Raw genomic sequence first — 18,639 nt, 5'->3', positions numbered from 1 at the left:
GAAGGAGAACACCGTGGCATTGAAACTCACGCGAGGCGAACTGCTTCGCAAACAAAATCTGATCGGCGGCAAATGGGTGGATGCAGCGCGCGCAACACGCTATCCCGTGACCGACCCCGCCACCGGGGAGACGATCGCTGAAGTCGCCAACAGCGGCGCGGCGGATGCCCGCTCCGCCACCGATGCGGCAGCGGCAGCGCTTCCCGCATGGCGCGCGCGCCTGCCCCGTGAACGCGCCGAGGTGCTGCGCCGCTGGCATGCGCTGATCGTGCAGAACACTGAGGATCTGGCGAGCCTGATGTCGATGGAACAAGGCAAGCCGATGAACGAAAGCCGTGGCGAAGTCGCCTACGGCGCGTCCTACGTGAACTGGTTCGCCGACGAAGCGACACGCATCTATGGCGACATCATTCCCCAGCAGCAGCCAGGCAAGCGCATGAGTGCGATCAAGGAGCCGATTGGCGTCGTCGCCGCCATCACGCCGTGGAATTTCCCGCTCGCCATGATCGCGCGCAAGATCGCGCCGGCGCTTGCGGCGGGCTGCACCGTGGTCGCCAAGCCGGCGGAAGACACCCCTCTGACCGCGCTGGCATTGGCCGCGCTCGCTCAGGAAGCAGGCGTTCCCGAGGGCGTGCTGAACATGATCAGCGCCGCGCGCGACGAGGGCATCGGCGCTGTGGCGGACTGGCTTGCCGACGACCGAGTGCGCAAGATCACCTTCACGGGATCGACCCCTGTTGGAAAACACCTGGCTCGCGAGTCTGCGGGCACGCTCAAGAAGCTGTCGCTGGAACTGGGCGGAAATGCGCCGTTCATCGTCTTCGATGACGCGGACCTCGACGCGGCCGCAACAGGCGTAATGGCCGCAAAATTCCGCAATGGCGGCCAAACCTGTGTGTGCCCAAATCGCATCTACGTCCAGTCTGATATCTACGAGCGATTCGCTGGTCTGTTGGGCCAGCGCGTGGCCGCGCTGCGTGTCGGCCCTGCGAGCAACCCGGATTCGCAAATCGGCCCGATGATTAACCGGCGCGCCATCGACAAGATCGCACGTCATGTCGATGACGCCGTCGCCCACGGCGCGAGCGTTCTCACTGGCGGCAAGCGTCTCACGGATCTGGGGCCGAACTACTACGCGCCGACGGTCCTGACGAACGCCAATGAGCGCATGCTCGTCTGCGGCGAGGAAACCTTCGGGCCCGTCGCGCCCCTGTTCAGATTCGAAACCGAAGACGAAGCGATCCGGCTCGCGAACGACACGCCCTTCGGCCTCGCCGCCTACTTCTATACGAGCAACCTGCGCCGGATCGAGCGCGTGTCGCGTGAACTGGAAGCAGGCGTGATCGGCATCAATGAAGGCGCCGTGGCGAGCGAAGCCGCGCCGTTCGGCGGAATTAAGGAGTCGGGCTACGGGCGTGAAGGTTCGAAGTACGGGCTAGACGACTATCTAACAGTAAAATACCTGTGCCAGGGCGGGCTCGACTGAGTATGAATCACAGGCGATGTCAGTTCGACAAGGCATCGCCCCCGATTGCGGACCCGACCCATCGCGCCCAGCTTGTCTGTGCCGCGCAATACATGACCGCTCACCTACGATTGCCGACCGATGAGCGCTACTGAATGGACGCCGTTGCTATTCGTCCAAGGTCCGCCGATATGGCCAAGCGACTCGAACGGCACCCTGGTGAGTGACATCTTCAGACACAATGGTCGCCGCTGGGGTATGCAGAAAATCGCAATCGACGCTCTGTAGACATCAGGCGAGATCGACCCAGGCGGGCACGACGTCAACACCCTCCTTCACGACCTTCGTCACGACATAAGTAAAGTAGCGTTCGATCCCAAGACCTTCGGTGAGCAGGCAATCCATGAAGCGCTGGTAATGATCAATGTCGCGGCACACGACGTGCATGACGTAGTCCAGTCCCCCGCCTGTAGCATCGCATTGCGTGACCTCCGGCGAACGCCGTACGCGATCTTCGAATCGCTGCATGTCGGCCGCGGTATGGCGCGAAAGGGTAATCTCGACGATGATCCGGGCCGCCTGAACAACGCGGCTCCAGTTCACAGACGCGTTGTAGCCGCGAATGACGCCAGCCGCCTCGAGGCGCCTGACACGCTCCCATGCAGGTGATATTGAGAGATTGATCTCCGCTGCAAGCCGGGATTTCGTCATTCGACCGTCCCGGACCAACGCTTTCAGGATCGCAATGTCGAATCGGTCCAGTTTTAGCATGGCCGGCCTGCATGCGAATCGCCGCGGCGTGCATCCTTGACTGCGAGGTTGTCGCCCATCGCTTTCGAGCCGGGAAAGTGACGCGCCACGAGTAGCGCATCGTGCTGTGCGCGAAAGAAGACGGCAGGACGCGGCTCAGTACCGGTTACCTCATGTACGCATGCCAGCCCCTCGCCCGTGCGCAGGAAGCGCAGATGCGCGCCGTCCCCATGGAATGCGACCGTGCGATGCATGCGCGGCGACACGAATGAGGGCAGTGCTGGGTTGTTCGTCTGCACGTTCAATAGCCTCGCGCCATATCCACGTGGCCCGGAATGCGTCCCGAAGATCGGAATTCCCGGATATTAGTGGCAATGACCCGCGCTGCGGTCTGCTGATCCGTGGGTGCGGAGATGTGCGGCAATACCGTCACGGCCGGGTGTGCCCACAGGCCGGAGGTGTCCGGCAGCGGTTCGACATCGAAGACGTCGAGCACCGCGTGCGACAGGTGCCGTCGATCAAGCGCCGCAACAAGATCCTGCGTCACGACGATCGGACCTCGCGAGAAATTGATGAGCCCCGCGCCCGGCTTCATCATGTGCAATCGCCGTGCGTCGAGGATACCGGCCGTCTGTTCCGTCAACGGCATTAGGCTAACGACGACGTCGCTGCTGGCGAGTACGGCATCGAGCCCCGCCTCGCCCCCGAACGTTTCGACACCGGGCACCGTCTTCGCCGAGCGACTCCAGCCTCTGACCACGTACCCCGCGTTGACGAGCATCCGGGCCGCCTCCATTCCGAGCGCGCCGAGCCCCAGCAGGCCTACAGCGAATTGCGAGGGCCTTCGGTAAGTGTGCTGCTGCCAGAGACGCATCGACTGCTGTCGCGAGTACCGGGGCATATCGCGATGCAGATAATACGTCCAGGCGAGCACGGCCTCCGCCATCGTCCGCGACATCTCCGGGTCGACGAGGCGAACGACGGGCGGGCTACCGGCCGGCAGGCCGGCCACCAGTTGCTCCACACCGGCCCAAAGGCTCTGTATCCACAGCAGTTTCGGCAGTGCCGCGACGTCTTCGGGCGCCGGATTGGCAACGATCGCAATCGTCGTCACCGCGCGCTGCGCGGGCGTGAGCGCTTGAAGTGGCTGGATCGTCTCCTCCGGCAACGCCGACTGTAGCGCCGCGAGATACGGCGCCTGGTATTCGGCGGACATGCGGCTCAAGAAGGCGATGGTCGCGGGCATGATGGTTTCAATCGTGGGTAGCGGTGCAGGAATGGCTCGTCAGGCGGATGCCTGGTCAAGGCCCATTTCCTGCATGTCCTGAAAGCGATCAGCAATACGCGGATGCACCCGACCGCCGTCGGCGGCGCCGATTGCAAGCAGGATCTCGTCTGCCGCCGGCGCGTCGGCCATTTGGAATGTGCCCGTGATGAAGTGAGAACGCTTGCCCGTCTCCGACTTGTGAATCATCGGCACCGACACCAGCGCGCCGGGACCGACGCGCGTGTTCGTGAAACTGAGGAACGCAGTACCGCTCACGGCATTGCGAAACAGATTCCCGAACCGCAGGGTGTGGATGATCGCCGATGCATGCTCGATCTCGCCATTGACGCCGACAACCGCAGCCTTGCCGTAGGCCTGCACCTGCTCACCCGGCATGACCTCGACCAGACGCCGGGTCATGTTTTCGCCCAACTCGGGCGCCACGCGCAGAATTTCGGGACGCAGATTTTCGACGAAGCCCTGCCCTGCCCACGGGTTGCGAATGACAGCGGCGACGATGACGGTCGTGACGGGCGTGTCGGCGCTCTTGCCACCTTCGCAATAAGTCGTCTCGACGAAAGTGGCGATTTTGCGTACTTCCTTAAGCATTTGAGTCTCCGGTGTCGGGCCGGTCGTGGCGTGCGGAGCACGTCTCTTCGAAGAAGCCCTGATTGGGAAATGACAAGGCAATGCGACGTCAAAGAAGTCTTTCGTCCATTCCCGTAGATATTCATGCTAAGGACGGTTCACCGATGCGTCTTCCTCCGGTTCGGCGGAAGATGTTTTTTTTCTTCCGTTGCATTGGTGTAGATTGACGCGCAGTCAGGAGACACGGAATGCTTGAACACCCGCAACGGCTGATGGCTCTACGCCATGTTGCCAGCCAGATCAGCTCAGACGAAGATCTCGACGGCTTGTTACGTGAGCTCGTGCGTTCCGCGGTGCAGCAGGATGGCTGGGATCTAGGATCGGTGATGACCATCGATCTGGCGCACGGATACGGTCTCGTGATGACGCGGTTCGAGACAAGCATCCTGCCCCATCACGCCGAGGACCGCTGGGAACTGGCGACCAGCCCGTCGTTAATCGCGTTGCAAAAAAACGAGCCCGTCTATATCCGAGACGCACTCGAATCGACACAGTTTCCCGGCTATCGGCGCGAAGCGAAGGAACGCGGCTACCGCACCGTGCTGGTCCTGCCGATGTCATCGAAAGACTCGGAAGGCCGGCCCATGGTACTCACGGTGGCGTCGAGATCGGTGCGTGACGTGAGCGAAGAAGATCTGACGTTCATGGCCACCGTCGTGCACCTCGGCTCAATCGCCATCGAGCGTGCGCATCGGCAACGCGCCCAGCAGGAATCCCATCTGCGCCTGCAAAACGCGCTCGAAGCCCAACGACGTCTCTTGCGGGATGTTCTCGCCGGTGGGTCAGTCGAGCAGCTCACATCGACCTTGGCCGATTTGCTCGGCGGCCCCGTTCTCGTCATCGATTTCTTTGCCAATCACCTCGTGGGTACCGCGTCGCCAGACCCGGTCAGCATGACGGACGTCGAATGGCGACGCTGGCTCGCCGGCGCCTCCGGGCGGGAGACGGTCACATTGGTGCGTGAAAGCATCCAGCGCTTCCAGCAGACGTCCGTCAACATTCCGCTGCGTCACGGACTCAATGTGAAAGCGACTATCGCACCTCTCAAGGTGGACGACGAGCTCGTCGGCGCCCTATTGACCTTCGATGTTGCAGGGCCTGGAGACCTCCACCAACTGATGCTCGAAAGCGCTCGTTTTGCATTGAGCGTACAAATGATGCGCAGCGTGGTCCGGTTCCGCTTCGAGACGAGAACGCTCACCGAACTCTTCTTCGAGATTGTCGAGCGCCGCTGGCGCGACGAGGAAGACATTCTGCATCGCGCACGCCGCCTCGGCCTGTCGTTGACCTCGCCCTTGCGGATGCTGGTGGTCGACTTCCCGGATCAACGCGTTCCTGCAGACCCCGCGCGCCCAGCTAGCAGTCTATCCGTGGAAAGCCACGGCACGGTCGAGTTGCTGGCGCACCAATTGCATGTCCCGATCCATATCGTCACAGTGGGGAGCGGACTCGTTTGTCTGATCCCGCAAGACGGACTGCGCGACACCTCGGCCTTGCCGCGGCTTGCAAAGCGCATCTCCGAGACGCTTGCCCGCTCAATCGGCCGTGAACCGATCGTGGCGATTGGCGAGGTGTTCGACGGCATCGAGCCATTAGCCAGCGAGTGGGAACGCTGCTGGCGCATGATCCGCGTGGCACGCAAGTTCGGGCGAAGCGGCCCGCTGGATATCCAAGGGCTCGGCCCGTTGCCCATGTTAATGGGGGCGGCCGACTCGGCGGACGTACACGGTTTTGTGGACGGCACAATTGGCGGTCTCGTCGACCATGACCGTTCGTCGGGAACGCCGTATCTCGACACACTTGCCGCCTATCTGCGCTCTGGCTGCCGCAGCCAGCCCTGCGCGGACGCAATGGGCCTGCACGTCACCACCCTGCGCTATCGCCTGACACGCATTCAGGAGCTGTTCGGCATCGACGTCGATTCGCCCGAACGGCGCTTTGCGGTCGAACTCGCGATCCAGCTTCACACCCTCACCAATGCTGCCGCGAGCCCAGCCGCATCCAAGAAAACCCTGCCTCGAATCCGAGATTAATTAGCCATCCCCCTCCTACGGATCCAAGGAAGCGGACAAAAAACCGGAGGCATATCGTTGACCTCAATGTAACGACGTTTCGAGGTGAACGATATGCAAGCTTCGGCCCGAGGCGAACTCACCGCCATCGACCCGGTCGCACTTCGCCGCGCGCTCGGCACATTTGTGACCGGCGTGACGGTGGTGACGACATCCGACGCAGACGGGCGTCCCCGCGGGATGACCGCGAACTCCTTTACGTCGGTGTCTCTCGACCCGCCGCTGCTGCTTGTTTGCATCGGCAAAGGCGCCGCAAGTTACCCAACCTTCCAGGAATCCGCGCACTTCGCCGTCAATCTGCTGCATGAGGGGCAGACGGACGTGTCGAATCTTTTTGCGTCCAAGTCCATGGACAAGTTTTCCTTCGTCGGTCACGACGCAGTTCACACCGGCGCCCCGGTGCTTACCGATTGCCTGACGTGGTTCGACTGCTCGGTTCACGACCGGGTCGATGCCGGCGATCACACCATCCTCATCGGCCGCATCCATGCGTTCGGCACAAGCCCTGCCGCACCGCTGGGCTTTTGCCGCGGACGATATGCACACGTCAAGGATCCACTGCCGCCGGGCTGGCTGTCCTCGCACGACATGATCGTCGGCTATCTCATCGATGCAGACGGCAGCCTGCTCCTCGCGCAGGACGGCAGAGGCGGCTGGGTATTGCCTACAGCCCCGCGCCGCGTCACGCAGGGGCGCTTGCGGTTGCCGGGCGGCGGCGAACTTGCGCTGCTGCCAGACGATACGTTCCTGTATTCCGTATTTGATACGGCCGAGAACGATCCGGGCTATCTGGTGTACCGGGCCCGGCTGGCCGAGCCGGCGACCCTGGCCACGCTGCCGCCCCAGTTCCGCTTCTTCCCGTTCGATCAACTGCCCTTCGACGACATCTCGTCGCGGGAAATCCGGTCGATGCTGCGCCGCTACGTGCGCGAGACGAGCGGCGGAAATTTCACGATCTACATGGATTCGCACGACGGTGGTCGCATCGCGACGGTCGGCGACGCACAACCGTGGGATCAACCCATTCACGTTTGACCGGGAGCAATTCAATGCGCACAACGCTGCAGTCACTTGAAGGTTCACGCCAGCAACTCTTTATCGACGGCAAGTTCACCGAGCCGCATAGCGGTGAGTATCTGCAAAGCTTCGATCCAACCACAGGCAAGCCTTGGTACGAATTCGCGCTGGGCGATGTAGTCGATGTGGACAATGCGGTGCGCTCGGCACAGGCAGCCTTCGCGAATCCGGCTTGGCGCCGCATGACGCAGACCGAGCGCGGCAAACTGGTGCGCCGCCTAGGCGAACTAGTGCTTGAAAACGCCGATGCGCTCGCCGCCATCGAATGTCGCGACAACGGCAAGCTACTCAAGGAAATGCGCGCCCAGATGCGCGCTATCCCGGATTCGTACTTCTACTTCGCCGGCATGGCCGACAAGCTGCAAGGCGACACGATTCCGGTGAACAAGCTCGACACCCTGAACTTCAATACGCGTGAGCCGCTCGGCGTCGTCGGGATGATCATCCCGTGGAATTCCCCACTCATGATGCTGACCGGCACGCTTGCACCGTGCCTCGCGATCGGCAACACCATCGTGGTTAAGCCGTCCGAACACGCCACGGCGTCGACGCTAGCGCTCGCCGAACTGGTCATCCAGGCAGGCATCCCGCCTGGGGTCGTCAACGTCGTGACCGGTGACGGCAAGGAAACAGGCGACACGCTGACCCAGCACCCGGGCATCGCCAAGTTCGTCTTCACTGGCAGCACCATCACCGGCCGCCGCATCGCGGGCAACGCCGCCCAAAATTTGGTGCCTTGCCAGATGGAGCTCGGCGGCAAGTCGCCGCACGTCGTCTTCGGCGACGTCGACATCGAGCGCGCGGTCAACGGTGTGGTTTCGGGCGTGTTCGCAGCTGCGGGACAAACCTGCGTAGCCGGCTCGCGCTGCTTTGTCGAAGCCTCGGTCCACGACCGCTTCGTCGAGGCGCTCGTCGAGCGCACAAACCGCGTGCGCGTCGGCCATCCCACGCACGAGGACACCGACATCGGACCGCTCGCGCTTGCGGCCCAGCTCGACAAGGTGGAAACCTATGTTGCCTCCGGCATCCGGGAAGGCGCGAAGGTCGCCGCAGGAGGCCAACGGCCCGCGCGCGGCGATCTAGCCGGCGGCTGGTACTACGAACCTACCGTCCTGTCGAACGCTCGCAACGACATGCGCTTCATGCAGGAGGAGATTTTCGGTCCGGTGGTCGGCGTGATGCCGTTCAGCGACGAAAAAGAACTCATCGAGCTGGCCAACGCCACCCACTACGGCTTGGCAGCCGGAATCTGGACGCGGGACATCGATCGCGCGATGCGCTTCGCTCGGGACGTCGAGGCGGGCACCGTCTGGATCAATACCTATCGCTCGGCTGCCTATATGTCGGCCAACGGCGGCATGAAACACAGCGGCTATGGACGTCGCGGCGGATTCGAAGTCATGCGCGAGTTCTCCCGCGTCAAGAACGTCGTAATCGATTACTCGGGCGCGATGCAAGATCCGTTCGTGATTCGCCTGCGTTGAACATCGCCCACTAAATTCCGGAGATTGATGATGAAGTTCGCAGTTTCGCTAAGCATGGAGCGCTTTTCGCCCGACGACTCGATGACCGAGGTGAAGCAAAATCTGCTTCACCTGGCGCGCGTCGCCGACCAAGGCGGATTCGAGACGCTATATACCGCGGAGCACCACACGATCGAGTGCACGATATCGCCGAATCCGTTCATGACGCTCACGTGGTTGGCCCAGCACACTGAGCAAATCCGCCTTGGCACCGCCACGCTGGTCGCCCCTTATTGGTCGCCGATTCGGCTCGCGGGAGAAGCCGCCATGTGCGATCACCTGACCGGCGGCCGACTCGAACTTGGCATCGCCCGGGGCGCGTACCAATACGAATTCGATCGCATGGCTGGCGGCATGCCCCAACAGGAGGGCGTGGCCTATATGAAGGAGCTGGTACCGGCAGTCAAGAAGCTCTGGGAAGGCGAATATGAGCACGACGGCCATTACTGGAAGTTCCCCTTAGCCACGTCCGTGCCGAAGCCGTTGCAGCAACCGCATCCTCCGATCTGGATCGCCACGCGTGATCCGGCGAGTTTTGACTGGGCGGTGGGTATTGGCGCAAATATCTTGTCGACACCGTTATCGGCTCCAGCGTCGGAAATTGCCGTACTTGGGGAGAAGTTCCGGAAAGCGGTCGCCGACCATCCCGAACGCCCGCGTCCGCGCTTCATGATGCAACGGCGCACATGTGCGTACGACCGCCCGCAGGACTGGGAAACGGCCGTTCGGCACAGCGTCGACTATGGCCGCTACTTCGAAAACCTGATGCAGAACATCGGCACCGTGCACAACGGCTTTCCGGAAGCCGTTCCGTATGAGGCAGTCGTCAATCGCGGCAATTACGATCCCGCAGCCATCAGAGAGAACCTTATGTTCGGCACCCCGGATGAGATCGTTCGCAAGCTGGAAGGCTACGAATCGCAGGGTGTCGATCAATTCTGCCTGGGGCTGTCGTTCAACCTGCCGTTCGAACTGCAGGCAAAGACGCTTCGGCTGTTCATCGACGAAATCATGCCGCACTTTGCCGGCCACGAACGCGCGAAACGCCACGCGGCGCTCGCCGTCGCAGGTCGCTAAGCGCAGAGGCGCCCGATATGAAGGATTTCCTCGACGATACGCTTCAAGTCGGCGATGTCTCGCTGCATTACCGCCTGCAGGGCCGCGGACCGCGACAGCTCGTCTGTATTCACGGCGTCGGTTCGTACCTCGAGGCCTGGGACGATGTCGTCACCCGACTCGCCGGCGACTTTCGCGTGCTGACGTTCGACCTGCGTGGACATGGGACATCGTCTCGCGTGCGGGGTCGCTACGAAATCGACGATTTCGTCGGCGACGCTCTCGCGCTCGCCGACCATGTCGGCTTCGATCGATTCAACCTGGCCGGTTTCTCTCTGGGCGGACTTATCGCACAGCGCATGGCCCTCTCCCGCCCCGCGCGTCTGCGGCGGCTTGCGCTGCTCGCCACGGTATCCGGGCGCACCACGGAGGAACGTGAACGGGTGCTCGCTCGGCTCGCTGCGTTGAGAAACGGCGAGCGTGGGTCCCACTACGACGCATCGTTGTCGCGCTGGCTCACGGAGGACTTCCAAGCACGCAACCCGGAGCGGATCGCGTATTTGCGTCAACGCAACGCGCAGAACGATCCCGAATGCTACGCCTCCGCGTATCGCGTGCTCGCCGAAACGGACTTTGGCGGATTCATCGATCAGATCCGGATGCCGACGCTGATCGTCACAGGAGAAGACGATCAAGGATCCAATCCGCGCATGGCGCAGTTCATGCACGAATGCATCACTGGATCGCAGCTCGAGATTCTACCGGGCATGCGTCACTCGATCCTCACAGAGGCGCCGGAGCGCGTTGCATCCCTGCTGCAGGCATTTCTCGCCAACGACGTGCCGGAGGCGAGCGCATGATTGTCGAGGAGCGCATCTATCGCATTCGAAACGGCTGCATGGCGCGGTACTTGAAACTCGTCCGCGACGAGGGCCTGCAAATCCAGCAGCCCATTCTCGGCCACCTGATCGGCTACTTCACCACCGAGATCGGCGTGCTGAGTCAGGTGACGCACCTCTGGGCATACTCGAGCCTCGACGAGCGCGCTCGTCGTCGGCAGTGCCTGGCACAGGACTCCCGTTGGCAGGCGTTCATACCGCAGCTGTCAGAACTGATCGAGCACGCGGAGAACCGCATCCTCGTGCCGACCGATTTTTCCCCAATGACCGCGTTTGCGCCGCCGTCCAGCGCGCATGAGGAGATTCGCCGTGACTGAACGTCTCCGCATTGAAAATTTGTACAAGGTTTTCTCAGACAAGCCGGCGCCGGCGTTGGCCATGCTCAAGTCCGGCCGGCGCAAGGCGGACGTGCTCGAAGCACTCGGCCAGGTCGTAGGGCTCGACGATGTCTCGCTCGGCGTACCGTCGGGGGCAATCTACATGATCATGGGATTATCAGGCTCGGGAAAATCGACGCTCGCACGTTGCATCAATCGATTGAACGAACCCAGCGCCGGGCGCATCCTGCTCGACGGTGATGATATCTGTGCGCTCGACGAGCCGGGACTCCGCGAAGTGCGGCGCAATCGCATCTCGATGGTCTTTCAGCACTTCGCCTTGTTGCCGAATCGGCGCGTCATCGAGAACGTCGAGTTTGGCCTGAAACTGCGCGGCGTGCCGGCCGCCGAGCGACGCCGTCGCGCCGAAGAAGTGCTGTCCATCGTCGGCCTTGCGCGTTGGGCTTATCACATGCCCCAGGAATTGAGCGGCGGCATGCGTCAACGCGTCGGTCTTGCACGAGCGCTGGCAACCGAGGCCGACGTGCTGATCATGGACGAGGCGTTCAGCGCGCTCGACCCGCTGATTCGCACCGAAATGCAGGACGAGCTGCTGCGGCTGCAAAAGACCCTCAACAAGACCATCCTCTTCATCACCCACGATTTCCAGGAAGCGCTGCGGCTCGGTACGCGCATCGCGATCATGGCCGACGGGCGCCTCGTTCGCGAAGGCACGCCGCAGAACATCGTAATGGAGCCCGGTAGCGACTATGTGGCCGCCTTCACGCGAGACGTCGATCGCGCGCGCCTGTTCGACGCGCGCTCGGTCATGACAGCGCTCTCGCCCCTGTGGCAGGGTCAGGGAAAGGTGGTCATGGCGTCGAATGCGGGCGCGGCCGGATTTCTACTGGATGCGCAGGCCCGTGTACTCGGCACGCTGGACGGTGCCCAGGTCGCCAGCGCGTGCCGCGGCGAAGCCGTACCGCAAGCGAACGGACAGTTCACAAGCGTCAGCGCGAACATGCGGCTCATCGACGTCGCGGGCAGGTGCGGCGGCGAACATCCGATCGGCGTCACCGACGATGACGGCAAGCTGATCGGCGTACTGGATGCGAAGCAGGTGCTCGCTCAAATTGGCGCCGGCGTCGGCGCGGGAGTTCAACATGTTTAATGCCGACCAACTTGCGATCTTCCCCTTCGATCAATGGATTCAGGAGGGCGTGCGATGGATGGCGATGCACATGCGGCCGTTCTTCCTGTTGATCAAATGGCCCGTCGAGCGACTGCTCACGTTCAACGATGGCATCTTCCATGCCGTGCCCTTCCCCGTCATAGTGCTCGTCGCGTTCCTAATTTTCTGGCGGCTGGCCGGCGTGGGCGTTGCGGCGTTCAGTGCGGTCGTGTTCATCGTAATCGCTATGCTCGGGGTATGGAGCGAAGCCATGACGACGCTGTCGCTGATTATGACCGCGATCCTATTCTGCGCTCTCATCGGCATTCCGATCGGCGTATGGAGCGCGCGTAGCGAGCGAGTCTGGATGATCGTGCGTCCGCTTCTGGACATCATGCAAACGACGCCGACGTTCGTATACCTCGTGCCCGTCGTGATGCTTTTCGGTGTAGGTAATGTGCCAGGTGAAGTCGCTGTTGTCACGGCCGCTATGCCGCCCCTGATCCGCTTTACGCATCTGGGCATTCGCATGGTGGAGCACGAAATCGTCGAGGCCGGGCTCGCGTTCGGCGCCGACAAACGGCAACTGCTGTGGGAGGTGCAACTGCCGCTGGCAATCCCGACCATCCTGGGTGGGCTGAACCAGACCGTCCTTACGGCGATGGTCATGTCCGTGGTCGTGGCCATGATCGGCGCCGAAGGCCTTGGGCTTGTTGTGCTCCAAGGGCTGGGGCGGCTCGACGTCGGTCGGGCGGCAGTGGGCGGGATCGCCATCGTCCTGCTGGCGATGATGCTCGATCGCGTCACGCAGAAACTCGCTCGCACTCGGCCGCGCAATCAGCAGACGTTCCGTGCTGTGATTTCCCGCTTTTTTCGCGGGGGGCGTGACGCGCCGCAAGCGAGTGGGGACCCGGAACGCGCGCTATGACGTTGCGGCCCGTCCGCTTCTGTGATACGCCGGACCTTACGCCGACGCGCGCGTCCAGCCCTTATCGATGATGTTTGCCGACGGCGCCCATGGCGCCGCCGCGTCCAACCGACGGTCCACGGCCGTGAATACTCTGAAGGGACGAAATGAAAGCACTTGTGAAGTCTGTTGCGATGCTGACCGTATCGATGACGATGGCCATGACCGTGAACGCGCAGACGTTGCCGGGCAGCGGAAAAACGATCCGCTACGCACAGAGCGATAGCTTCGGCGGCAACTATGTCGTCGCGCAGATTGTCAGCAAGGCGTTCAAGATGCTCGGCTACGACGTCAAGCTCAGCACGATGAATACGACCCTGTTCTTTCAGGCGGTCGCCCAGGGCGACGTCGACCTGGCGACGGACGTGAACTTCCCGCAACGCGAACCGGGGTTCCGTGCCGTCGCGGATCAGGCGATGGTCGTGGGCTCGGGCCTGATCGCCGGAGACGGCATTAACGGCTATCTCATCGACAAAAAAACCGCGCTGGCCTACAACATTACCAGCCTCGAGCAACTGAAGGATCCGAAGATTGCCGCGCTCTTCGGCAAGGACGGCAAGGCGGAGCTGATCAGTTGCGATCCGGGTTGGAGTTGCGGCGACGTTGTGGATTATCAACTGGACAAGTTCGGCTTGAAGCAGACCGTCAAGTCCGTGCGCGGCAAATATGAAGCGCTGATGGTCGAAGCCGTGACGAAAGTGAAGAGCGGCAAGCCTGCGTTCTTTTACGCGTGGAGTCCGTCGTGGGTGACCAATGCCCTGGTCCCGGGTGTCGACGTTGTCTGGCTGCCGACGCCAGCCGACGCCTTGCCGCCGAACGTTCCCAACAAGGGATCGGCGCTCGTCAGGAACGTCGAGGGATGCGCGGGCGGCGCCAACCCATGTCGCATGGCGATGGCGTCGTGGAACTGGGGTTCCGTCGCCAACAAGGAATTCATCGCCGCCAATCCTGCCGCCAGGGCGCTTATCGAACAGGTCCGCTTCCCTGGCACGACCTGGTCGCGCTGGGAAGCCGTTATCAGCAAGGAAGGCGGCTCCCCGGCGCTGGTCTCGAAACTCTCGGACGAGTGGATCGCGGCGAACAAGGCCGAACTGGACCAATGGGTGGCCAGCGCGAAAAAAGCTCACTGACGGAGTACACCATGAACAAGGCGCTTTTTGAAAAGGGACTGGCCACTCGCCGCGAGGTGCTAGGAGCCAGCTATGTCGACGCCGCCATCGCCAATGCCGATCCGTTTAATCTGCCCATGCAGGAACTGGTGACACAGTACTGCTGGGGCGAGATATGGAACCGCGCCGGGCTCGATCGACGCACGCGCAGTTTGTTGAACCTGGGCATGCTCACTACGCTGAATCGCCCTCATGAACTCAAGCTGCATGTTAAAGGCGCTCTGACCAACGGCGTGACGCGCGAGGAGATCTGTGAGGTGTTTCTTCAGGCCGCGATCTATGCTGGCGTCCCCGCAGCGATCGACAGCTTCCGCATCGCCAAGGCCGCATTTTCTGAAATTGACGAGGTTGCGGAAGAATCGTGAGCATCGTACCTCGCCGACACGACCACTTGTCAGAAAACCGCGGTTGTTGTGTCTATATCTAATAATCGGCGATGCGCGCAAAATGCACGAGCCATAAGCTCGTGTCATTGACCACGGCAAATGTAGCTTCCGGCAGCGGGCCCCGATCGGCGATGTGAAACCTTGCTCCTGTTTTTTTCTACGACAGGGTCAGTTGTGGCTGCTGGCGGTGGCCCCCGTGACGTATGCGTCAATGAGCGGGCGGCGCAAGCGTAGTTCCGTTCGGCGTCCCTGGACGACCAGACGGGAATTAATTCGTAGTTACCCGCCCGGCCCGACGGCGCGCAGAGGGTGATCGTACACGGTTGCGCTGCCGTTCCACCTCGCAGTTCCGAGCGCATCTATGGTTGCCCCGCGCGCCGGATCTCCGGCCCGCGCTACCTCGATCACACGCACATCGCCGAGACCTAAGAGAACCTGATGGCTGTGCGACGCAATCGATCCCTGGCACCAACGGCGCGAGGATGGATGCGAGTTTAGAAAGGCGAAAGCCCACAAAGCGCCGGGAACTCCCGGCGCTTTGGTTTTTCAAGACTACACCACCGCGGAGCGACGCTCTTGTTTGCCCCGCGTTCAGCTTAGGGATTCGGTCGCACGCAGCCCCACCGCGTGACGTTGTTGCGCAGCCAAACTCCCGCATTCGACTGACGACGAACTCTGCGTCGCTGGCGAAGATGCGACTTAAATGCATGCTTCAGCAATAGTAGTCGCCTGCCGTTATAGAGACATGGACACCAGTAATACCAACATCCTTGGCGCTTTCCAACTCCGAATGATCGACGCCGACATCTCCCATATACGGCTCGCCATCGACGCGGTCCTACAGGAGCCTAATTCGACGCTCCCGCTTCTTTATTGGCGCAGGCGGCTCGAGCAGCTTTTGCATTGCCGTCATCTTATGCATCACCAGTTCTCCGCGGTAACAGACTTGCTCAACAGACTCGCGACGATCGACGACGACTCGACCGGCCTCGCACTTCCGCGCGAGCCCCTCCACGAGCGAACTCTCCTAAATTCGCGCCTTCGATAGGAACGTTGTTAAGACGCGCGCGCAACGGGGGCCGCGCAGATCACCGGGAGCCACACGGTCCGAGGCCGAAAGAAGCTCCAACGGCAGAATGTTCCGGGCACTGCCGGCCGTAAGCGCAACGGCTCCTGTCAACGGTCTCGTCGAGTGTCCCAGACGCGAAGGATTGCGATAGCAGTGAGTTCTTCCGCGTAGGCAGGTACCCATTCAGTTCTTCCCTGATACGATGAAAATAGTCCTGACCCAAGCGCTCTGCCTCGTCGAGCAGCGCGTTGACAATCTTGCGCGCGGTGGCCGCGTCGTTATATTTCTTCAAATGCGCCGCGATCACGCTAAGGTCCGACATCGCTTTGGTCGTTGGGAGGACTTTGACGCTCACGCCTTCGGGACCGGCAACTCGTTGTCCGTGCCCAAGCTATCTGCCCACGCACGAGCTTGCTCCATCGAAAGCAGACGGCCTGCGGTGACATCATCCAGGCCCTCCTGAATCAAGCGCCGCTTCTCTGCCTCACGCGCAAGAAACTGGACCAGCGCCTTCTTGATGATCCACTGGGGGGGCCGTTCAAGGAACTCCGACAACGCGTCGACTTCCTGATCAAGAGGCGGCCAGAAGCTCTATACGATGAATAGTGGAAATCTTCAAGAAAGCCGTTGGGGTCTGCGTGGAACCGAGGACCTCGGCGGTGGTAGCAAAGCGCTGTTCGTCTTAGAGAATGGCTTCAACATCATGACAGGTGCGCCCGGCCAAGGCGGAGACGAGTTTGGTTAGGTCGAATGCCAGCAAGACCAGTATGGTTCGCATCGGCCAGCGGAAAAGAGGCGATATATCATGGGCTCGAGCTTGTCGCGAAGCCACGGCTCTGTGGCGTCAAGGTCGGATGGTCGAAACCTCGCGCTCGCAGGAGGATGTTGGCGATGAGCGCAGCGCGCAATTGCTGATTGGCCCGAGACGCTGTCTCATTCATAGCTACCCTGGCCAGCCGACGAAGAAGCGTCATAACCTCCTGTCCTAAAATGAACAACTACGTGGAAGCCTTCAATGGCCAGACCGATGATCGGCTCTGCAGAATGGGTTGAGACCCAGGTTCGGCACTAGCCGCTGTCGGTCGGTCGCGTCTCTGTTGCGAGAAATACCGGCCGAATCCATGATTGGTAGAACCTATTAAGCGCAAGCGTGCGGCGCCCCTCGATAAACCGCCGGCCTTCGATAGTCGAACTGCGCGCATGTGTTATCGATCAGCGGTGCCGACCGGGCCTGTCAGGCGCAGTGGGCGCCTCATTGGCAGCGCCTCATTGGCAGTTTTTCGGAGCGGTCCACTTCGCGTTGTTCAGAAAAGTCCGACAGGTACGTCGCGCGCGGCGTGCGGCACCCATGTGCCGTGAAAGGCGTCGCGCAGACGCACCGGTAGGCGGATGCGCGCGACGGGGGGCGCATCGATTTGGGCGGCGTCGAGGACGAGCACGGCAGCGTTGCCGGTATCGTGGTGATCGACGACGACGAGCAGATACCCGTCGTCCGTCGTGCCGCCTGCGGGGACGAACTGTGGCTCTTGAAACGTAGTGTGATCGTCGAGATATAAGGTCTGCAGCGCGCCTGTGCGCGCATCAAGGCGTGCGAGCGTGTTTGCGCCCAGCCCCTGCGGACCTGCAACCAGCTGCGAACGCTCGATATCGAGCGCGCCGTAAAACACGGCACCCGTTGCTTCCAACGCACGCCGGTCGTCGATGCGCGGAAGCTCGCCGGGCAATGGACTAAGCACGCGCGACTTGAACGTTTCGCCGTTCGCTGCGAGGTCGAAGGTCCAGCGCGTCAGGAACGGCGCCCCCTCTTCAGGAGCAAACGCCGCACCCGATGCATCGGCGATGCCCGGAAACGCGTTGCGCTTGGACACGCAGAGATCTACATGCACCGTCGTGCCATCGTTAAAGCCGTTGATCACGTGAAAGACGTTGCACGAGGGACCTTTAAACCAGCGCATCGCATCGATAGTGCCCCGGCGCGGCACGATGGCGACATACGCGGGCTGGCTCGCGTCCCATTCCCAATGGGCGCCGCCGGCTTTCATGCGGTCAAGGTCCGCAATGGTCGGACAAACGGGAAACACGACATAGTCGCGTGTCACAGCGAAATCGTGCTGGAAACTCGTGAACGGCACCTCGAACCAGTCTTCACGCATCAATTGGCCTTGGGCATCGGCGACGCAGAACGCCACGTCGCGCGACGCGAGTCCGCTCGCTTCATAGCCGAAGAAGATCCATTCGCCCGTGACGGGGTCGATCTTCGGATGCGCGGTGACGGTTTGACTTCGCAGTTTATCGCCGAACGTATGGCGATTGTCCGTGGCAAGTGTATCGGGATCGATCACGTAGGGCAGACCGTCTTCCTTCAATGCGAACAGCTTGCCTGCGTGCCAGAATGCGGTCGTGTTGGCCGTTGTCCGGTCGAGGCCCTGTACGGATGCATCGTCCGTAAACGGATTTCGATAGCGACCAAACAGTGCCCGGCCCACCTTTCGTTCGGCGCGATACTTCTCCGTCTGCACATAACGCGAACGATAGTCGACGCGGCCGTGGTGAAACCGGAACGCACTCATCATGCCATCGCCGTTCACATAAAGGTCGTCGTCGAACATCGGCGGATATTGTGGGTCCGGGCCGCATCGATACCATGTGCCCTCGAGCGCGGGCGGCAACCTGCCTTCGACTTCAAGATCGCTTAGATCGCACTGCAGACGCGATGGCATGTTTTGGCCGGTGAATTGCGGCAATGAGGGGAACAAGGATGGTTTGCTCATGGGATTGCGATGTTGCGGTGAAGTCGTTGGTT

16 protein-coding genes and 1 pseudogene are annotated in these 18,639 nt (G+C 61.7%); 12 read left to right on the top strand and 5 right to left on the bottom strand.

Annotated elements, in window-relative coordinates; genetic code table 11:
- Positions 1–13: 13 nt before the first annotated feature.
- The gene (locus NCS02_RS30400) at positions 14–1,486 is read left to right on the top strand and encodes an NAD-dependent succinate-semialdehyde dehydrogenase (RefSeq protein ID WP_250520648.1); all 1,473 of its coding nucleotides are present in this window, start codon (positions 14–16) and stop codon (positions 1,484–1,486) included.
- Between the two features lie 270 nt (positions 1,487–1,756).
- Here the strand turns inward: NCS02_RS30400 and NCS02_RS30395 are convergent, their stop codons facing one another.
- The 3 genes from NCS02_RS30395 to NCS02_RS30385 form a co-directional block, all read right to left on the bottom strand.
- Positions 1,757–2,236, bottom strand: a complete 480-nt coding sequence (locus NCS02_RS30395; RefSeq protein ID WP_250520649.1) for an Lrp/AsnC family transcriptional regulator — start codon at positions 2,234–2,236, stop codon at positions 1,757–1,759.
- Positions 2,237–2,516: 280 nt separating this feature from the next.
- Complete coding sequence (locus NCS02_RS30390) at positions 2,517–3,461, bottom strand: 2-hydroxyacid dehydrogenase (protein ID WP_250520650.1); 945 nt, start codon at positions 3,459–3,461, stop codon at positions 2,517–2,519.
- A gap of 39 nt (positions 3,462–3,500) precedes the next feature.
- Positions 3,501–4,091 carry an amino acid synthesis family protein gene (locus tag NCS02_RS30385; RefSeq protein ID WP_250520651.1) on the bottom strand — a complete coding sequence of 197 codons (591 nt, stop codon included), beginning with the start codon at positions 4,089–4,091 and terminating at the stop codon, positions 3,501–3,503.
- A gap of 227 nt (positions 4,092–4,318) precedes the next feature.
- Between NCS02_RS30385 and NCS02_RS30380 the strand changes: the two genes are divergently transcribed.
- The 10 genes from NCS02_RS30380 (at position 4,319) to NCS02_RS30335 (ending at position 14,746) form a co-directional block, all read left to right on the top strand.
- Positions 4,319–6,163, top strand: coding sequence for a helix-turn-helix domain-containing protein (locus NCS02_RS30380; RefSeq protein ID WP_250520652.1), 1,845 nt, complete (start codon positions 4,319–4,321; stop codon positions 6,161–6,163).
- A gap of 93 nt (positions 6,164–6,256) precedes the next feature.
- Positions 6,257–7,237, top strand: a complete 981-nt coding sequence (locus tag NCS02_RS30375) for a flavin reductase (RefSeq protein WP_250520653.1) — start codon at positions 6,257–6,259, stop codon at positions 7,235–7,237.
- A gap of 14 nt (positions 7,238–7,251) precedes the next feature.
- Positions 7,252–8,763 carry an aldehyde dehydrogenase gene (locus tag NCS02_RS30370; RefSeq protein WP_250520654.1) on the top strand — a complete coding sequence of 504 codons (1,512 nt, stop codon included), beginning with the start codon at positions 7,252–7,254 and terminating at the stop codon, positions 8,761–8,763.
- A 30-nt stretch (positions 8,764–8,793) separates the two neighbouring features.
- Positions 8,794–9,879 carry an LLM class flavin-dependent oxidoreductase gene (locus NCS02_RS30365; protein ID WP_250520683.1) on the top strand — a complete coding sequence of 362 codons (1,086 nt, stop codon included), beginning with the start codon at positions 8,794–8,796 and terminating at the stop codon, positions 9,877–9,879.
- A 17-nt stretch (positions 9,880–9,896) separates the two neighbouring features.
- Positions 9,897–10,718, top strand: coding sequence for an alpha/beta fold hydrolase (locus NCS02_RS30360; RefSeq protein ID WP_250520655.1), 822 nt, complete (start codon positions 9,897–9,899; stop codon positions 10,716–10,718).
- On the top strand, positions 10,715–11,074 hold the full coding sequence (locus tag NCS02_RS30355) for an NIPSNAP family protein (protein WP_250520656.1): 360 nt from the start codon (positions 10,715–10,717) through the stop codon (positions 11,072–11,074). Before NCS02_RS30360 ends, NCS02_RS30355 begins: the two co-directional genes overlap by 4 nt.
- A complete protein-coding gene (locus NCS02_RS30350; protein ID WP_250520657.1) occupies positions 11,067–12,245 on the top strand; it encodes a quaternary amine ABC transporter ATP-binding protein in 1,179 nt (392 codons plus the stop codon). Before NCS02_RS30355 ends, NCS02_RS30350 begins: the two co-directional genes overlap by 8 nt.
- Positions 12,238–13,173, top strand: a complete 936-nt coding sequence (locus NCS02_RS30345; protein ID WP_250520658.1) for an ABC transporter permease — start codon at positions 12,238–12,240, stop codon at positions 13,171–13,173. Before NCS02_RS30350 ends, NCS02_RS30345 begins: the two co-directional genes overlap by 8 nt.
- 146 nt (positions 13,174–13,319) lie before the next feature.
- Positions 13,320–14,342, top strand: a complete 1,023-nt coding sequence (gene proX, locus NCS02_RS30340) for a glycine betaine/L-proline ABC transporter substrate-binding protein ProX (protein WP_250520659.1) — start codon at positions 13,320–13,322, stop codon at positions 14,340–14,342.
- Positions 14,343–14,353: 11 nt separating this feature from the next.
- Positions 14,354–14,746, top strand: a complete 393-nt coding sequence (locus NCS02_RS30335; RefSeq protein ID WP_250520660.1) for a carboxymuconolactone decarboxylase family protein — start codon at positions 14,354–14,356, stop codon at positions 14,744–14,746.
- A gap of 1,441 nt (positions 14,747–16,187) precedes the next feature.
- Here NCS02_RS30335 and NCS02_RS30330 read toward each other — a convergent pair.
- Positions 16,188–16,391 (bottom strand): CopG family ribbon-helix-helix protein, encoded by a 204-nt coding sequence (locus NCS02_RS30330; protein ID WP_250520661.1) that lies wholly within the window; start codon positions 16,389–16,391, stop codon positions 16,188–16,190.
- A gap of 22 nt (positions 16,392–16,413) precedes the next feature.
- On the opposite strand from NCS02_RS30330, the pseudogene NCS02_RS30325 reads away from it, so the two are divergent.
- Positions 16,414–16,578, top strand: a pseudogene (locus NCS02_RS30325) (porin); the annotation flags it as partial.
- Between the two features lie 562 nt (positions 16,579–17,140).
- Here NCS02_RS30325 and NCS02_RS30320 read toward each other — a convergent pair.
- Positions 17,141–18,607 carry a carotenoid oxygenase family protein gene (locus NCS02_RS30320; protein ID WP_250520662.1) on the bottom strand — a complete coding sequence of 489 codons (1,467 nt, stop codon included), beginning with the start codon at positions 18,605–18,607 and terminating at the stop codon, positions 17,141–17,143.
- Between the last annotated feature and the right edge of the window lie 32 nt (positions 18,608–18,639).

Source organism: Caballeronia sp. NCF2 (assembly GCF_023631205.1).
In the GTDB taxonomy this organism is placed as follows: Bacteria; Pseudomonadota; Gammaproteobacteria; order Burkholderiales; family Burkholderiaceae; genus Caballeronia; species Caballeronia zhejiangensis.
This window is presented reverse-complemented; position numbering and strand designations above follow the sequence as displayed.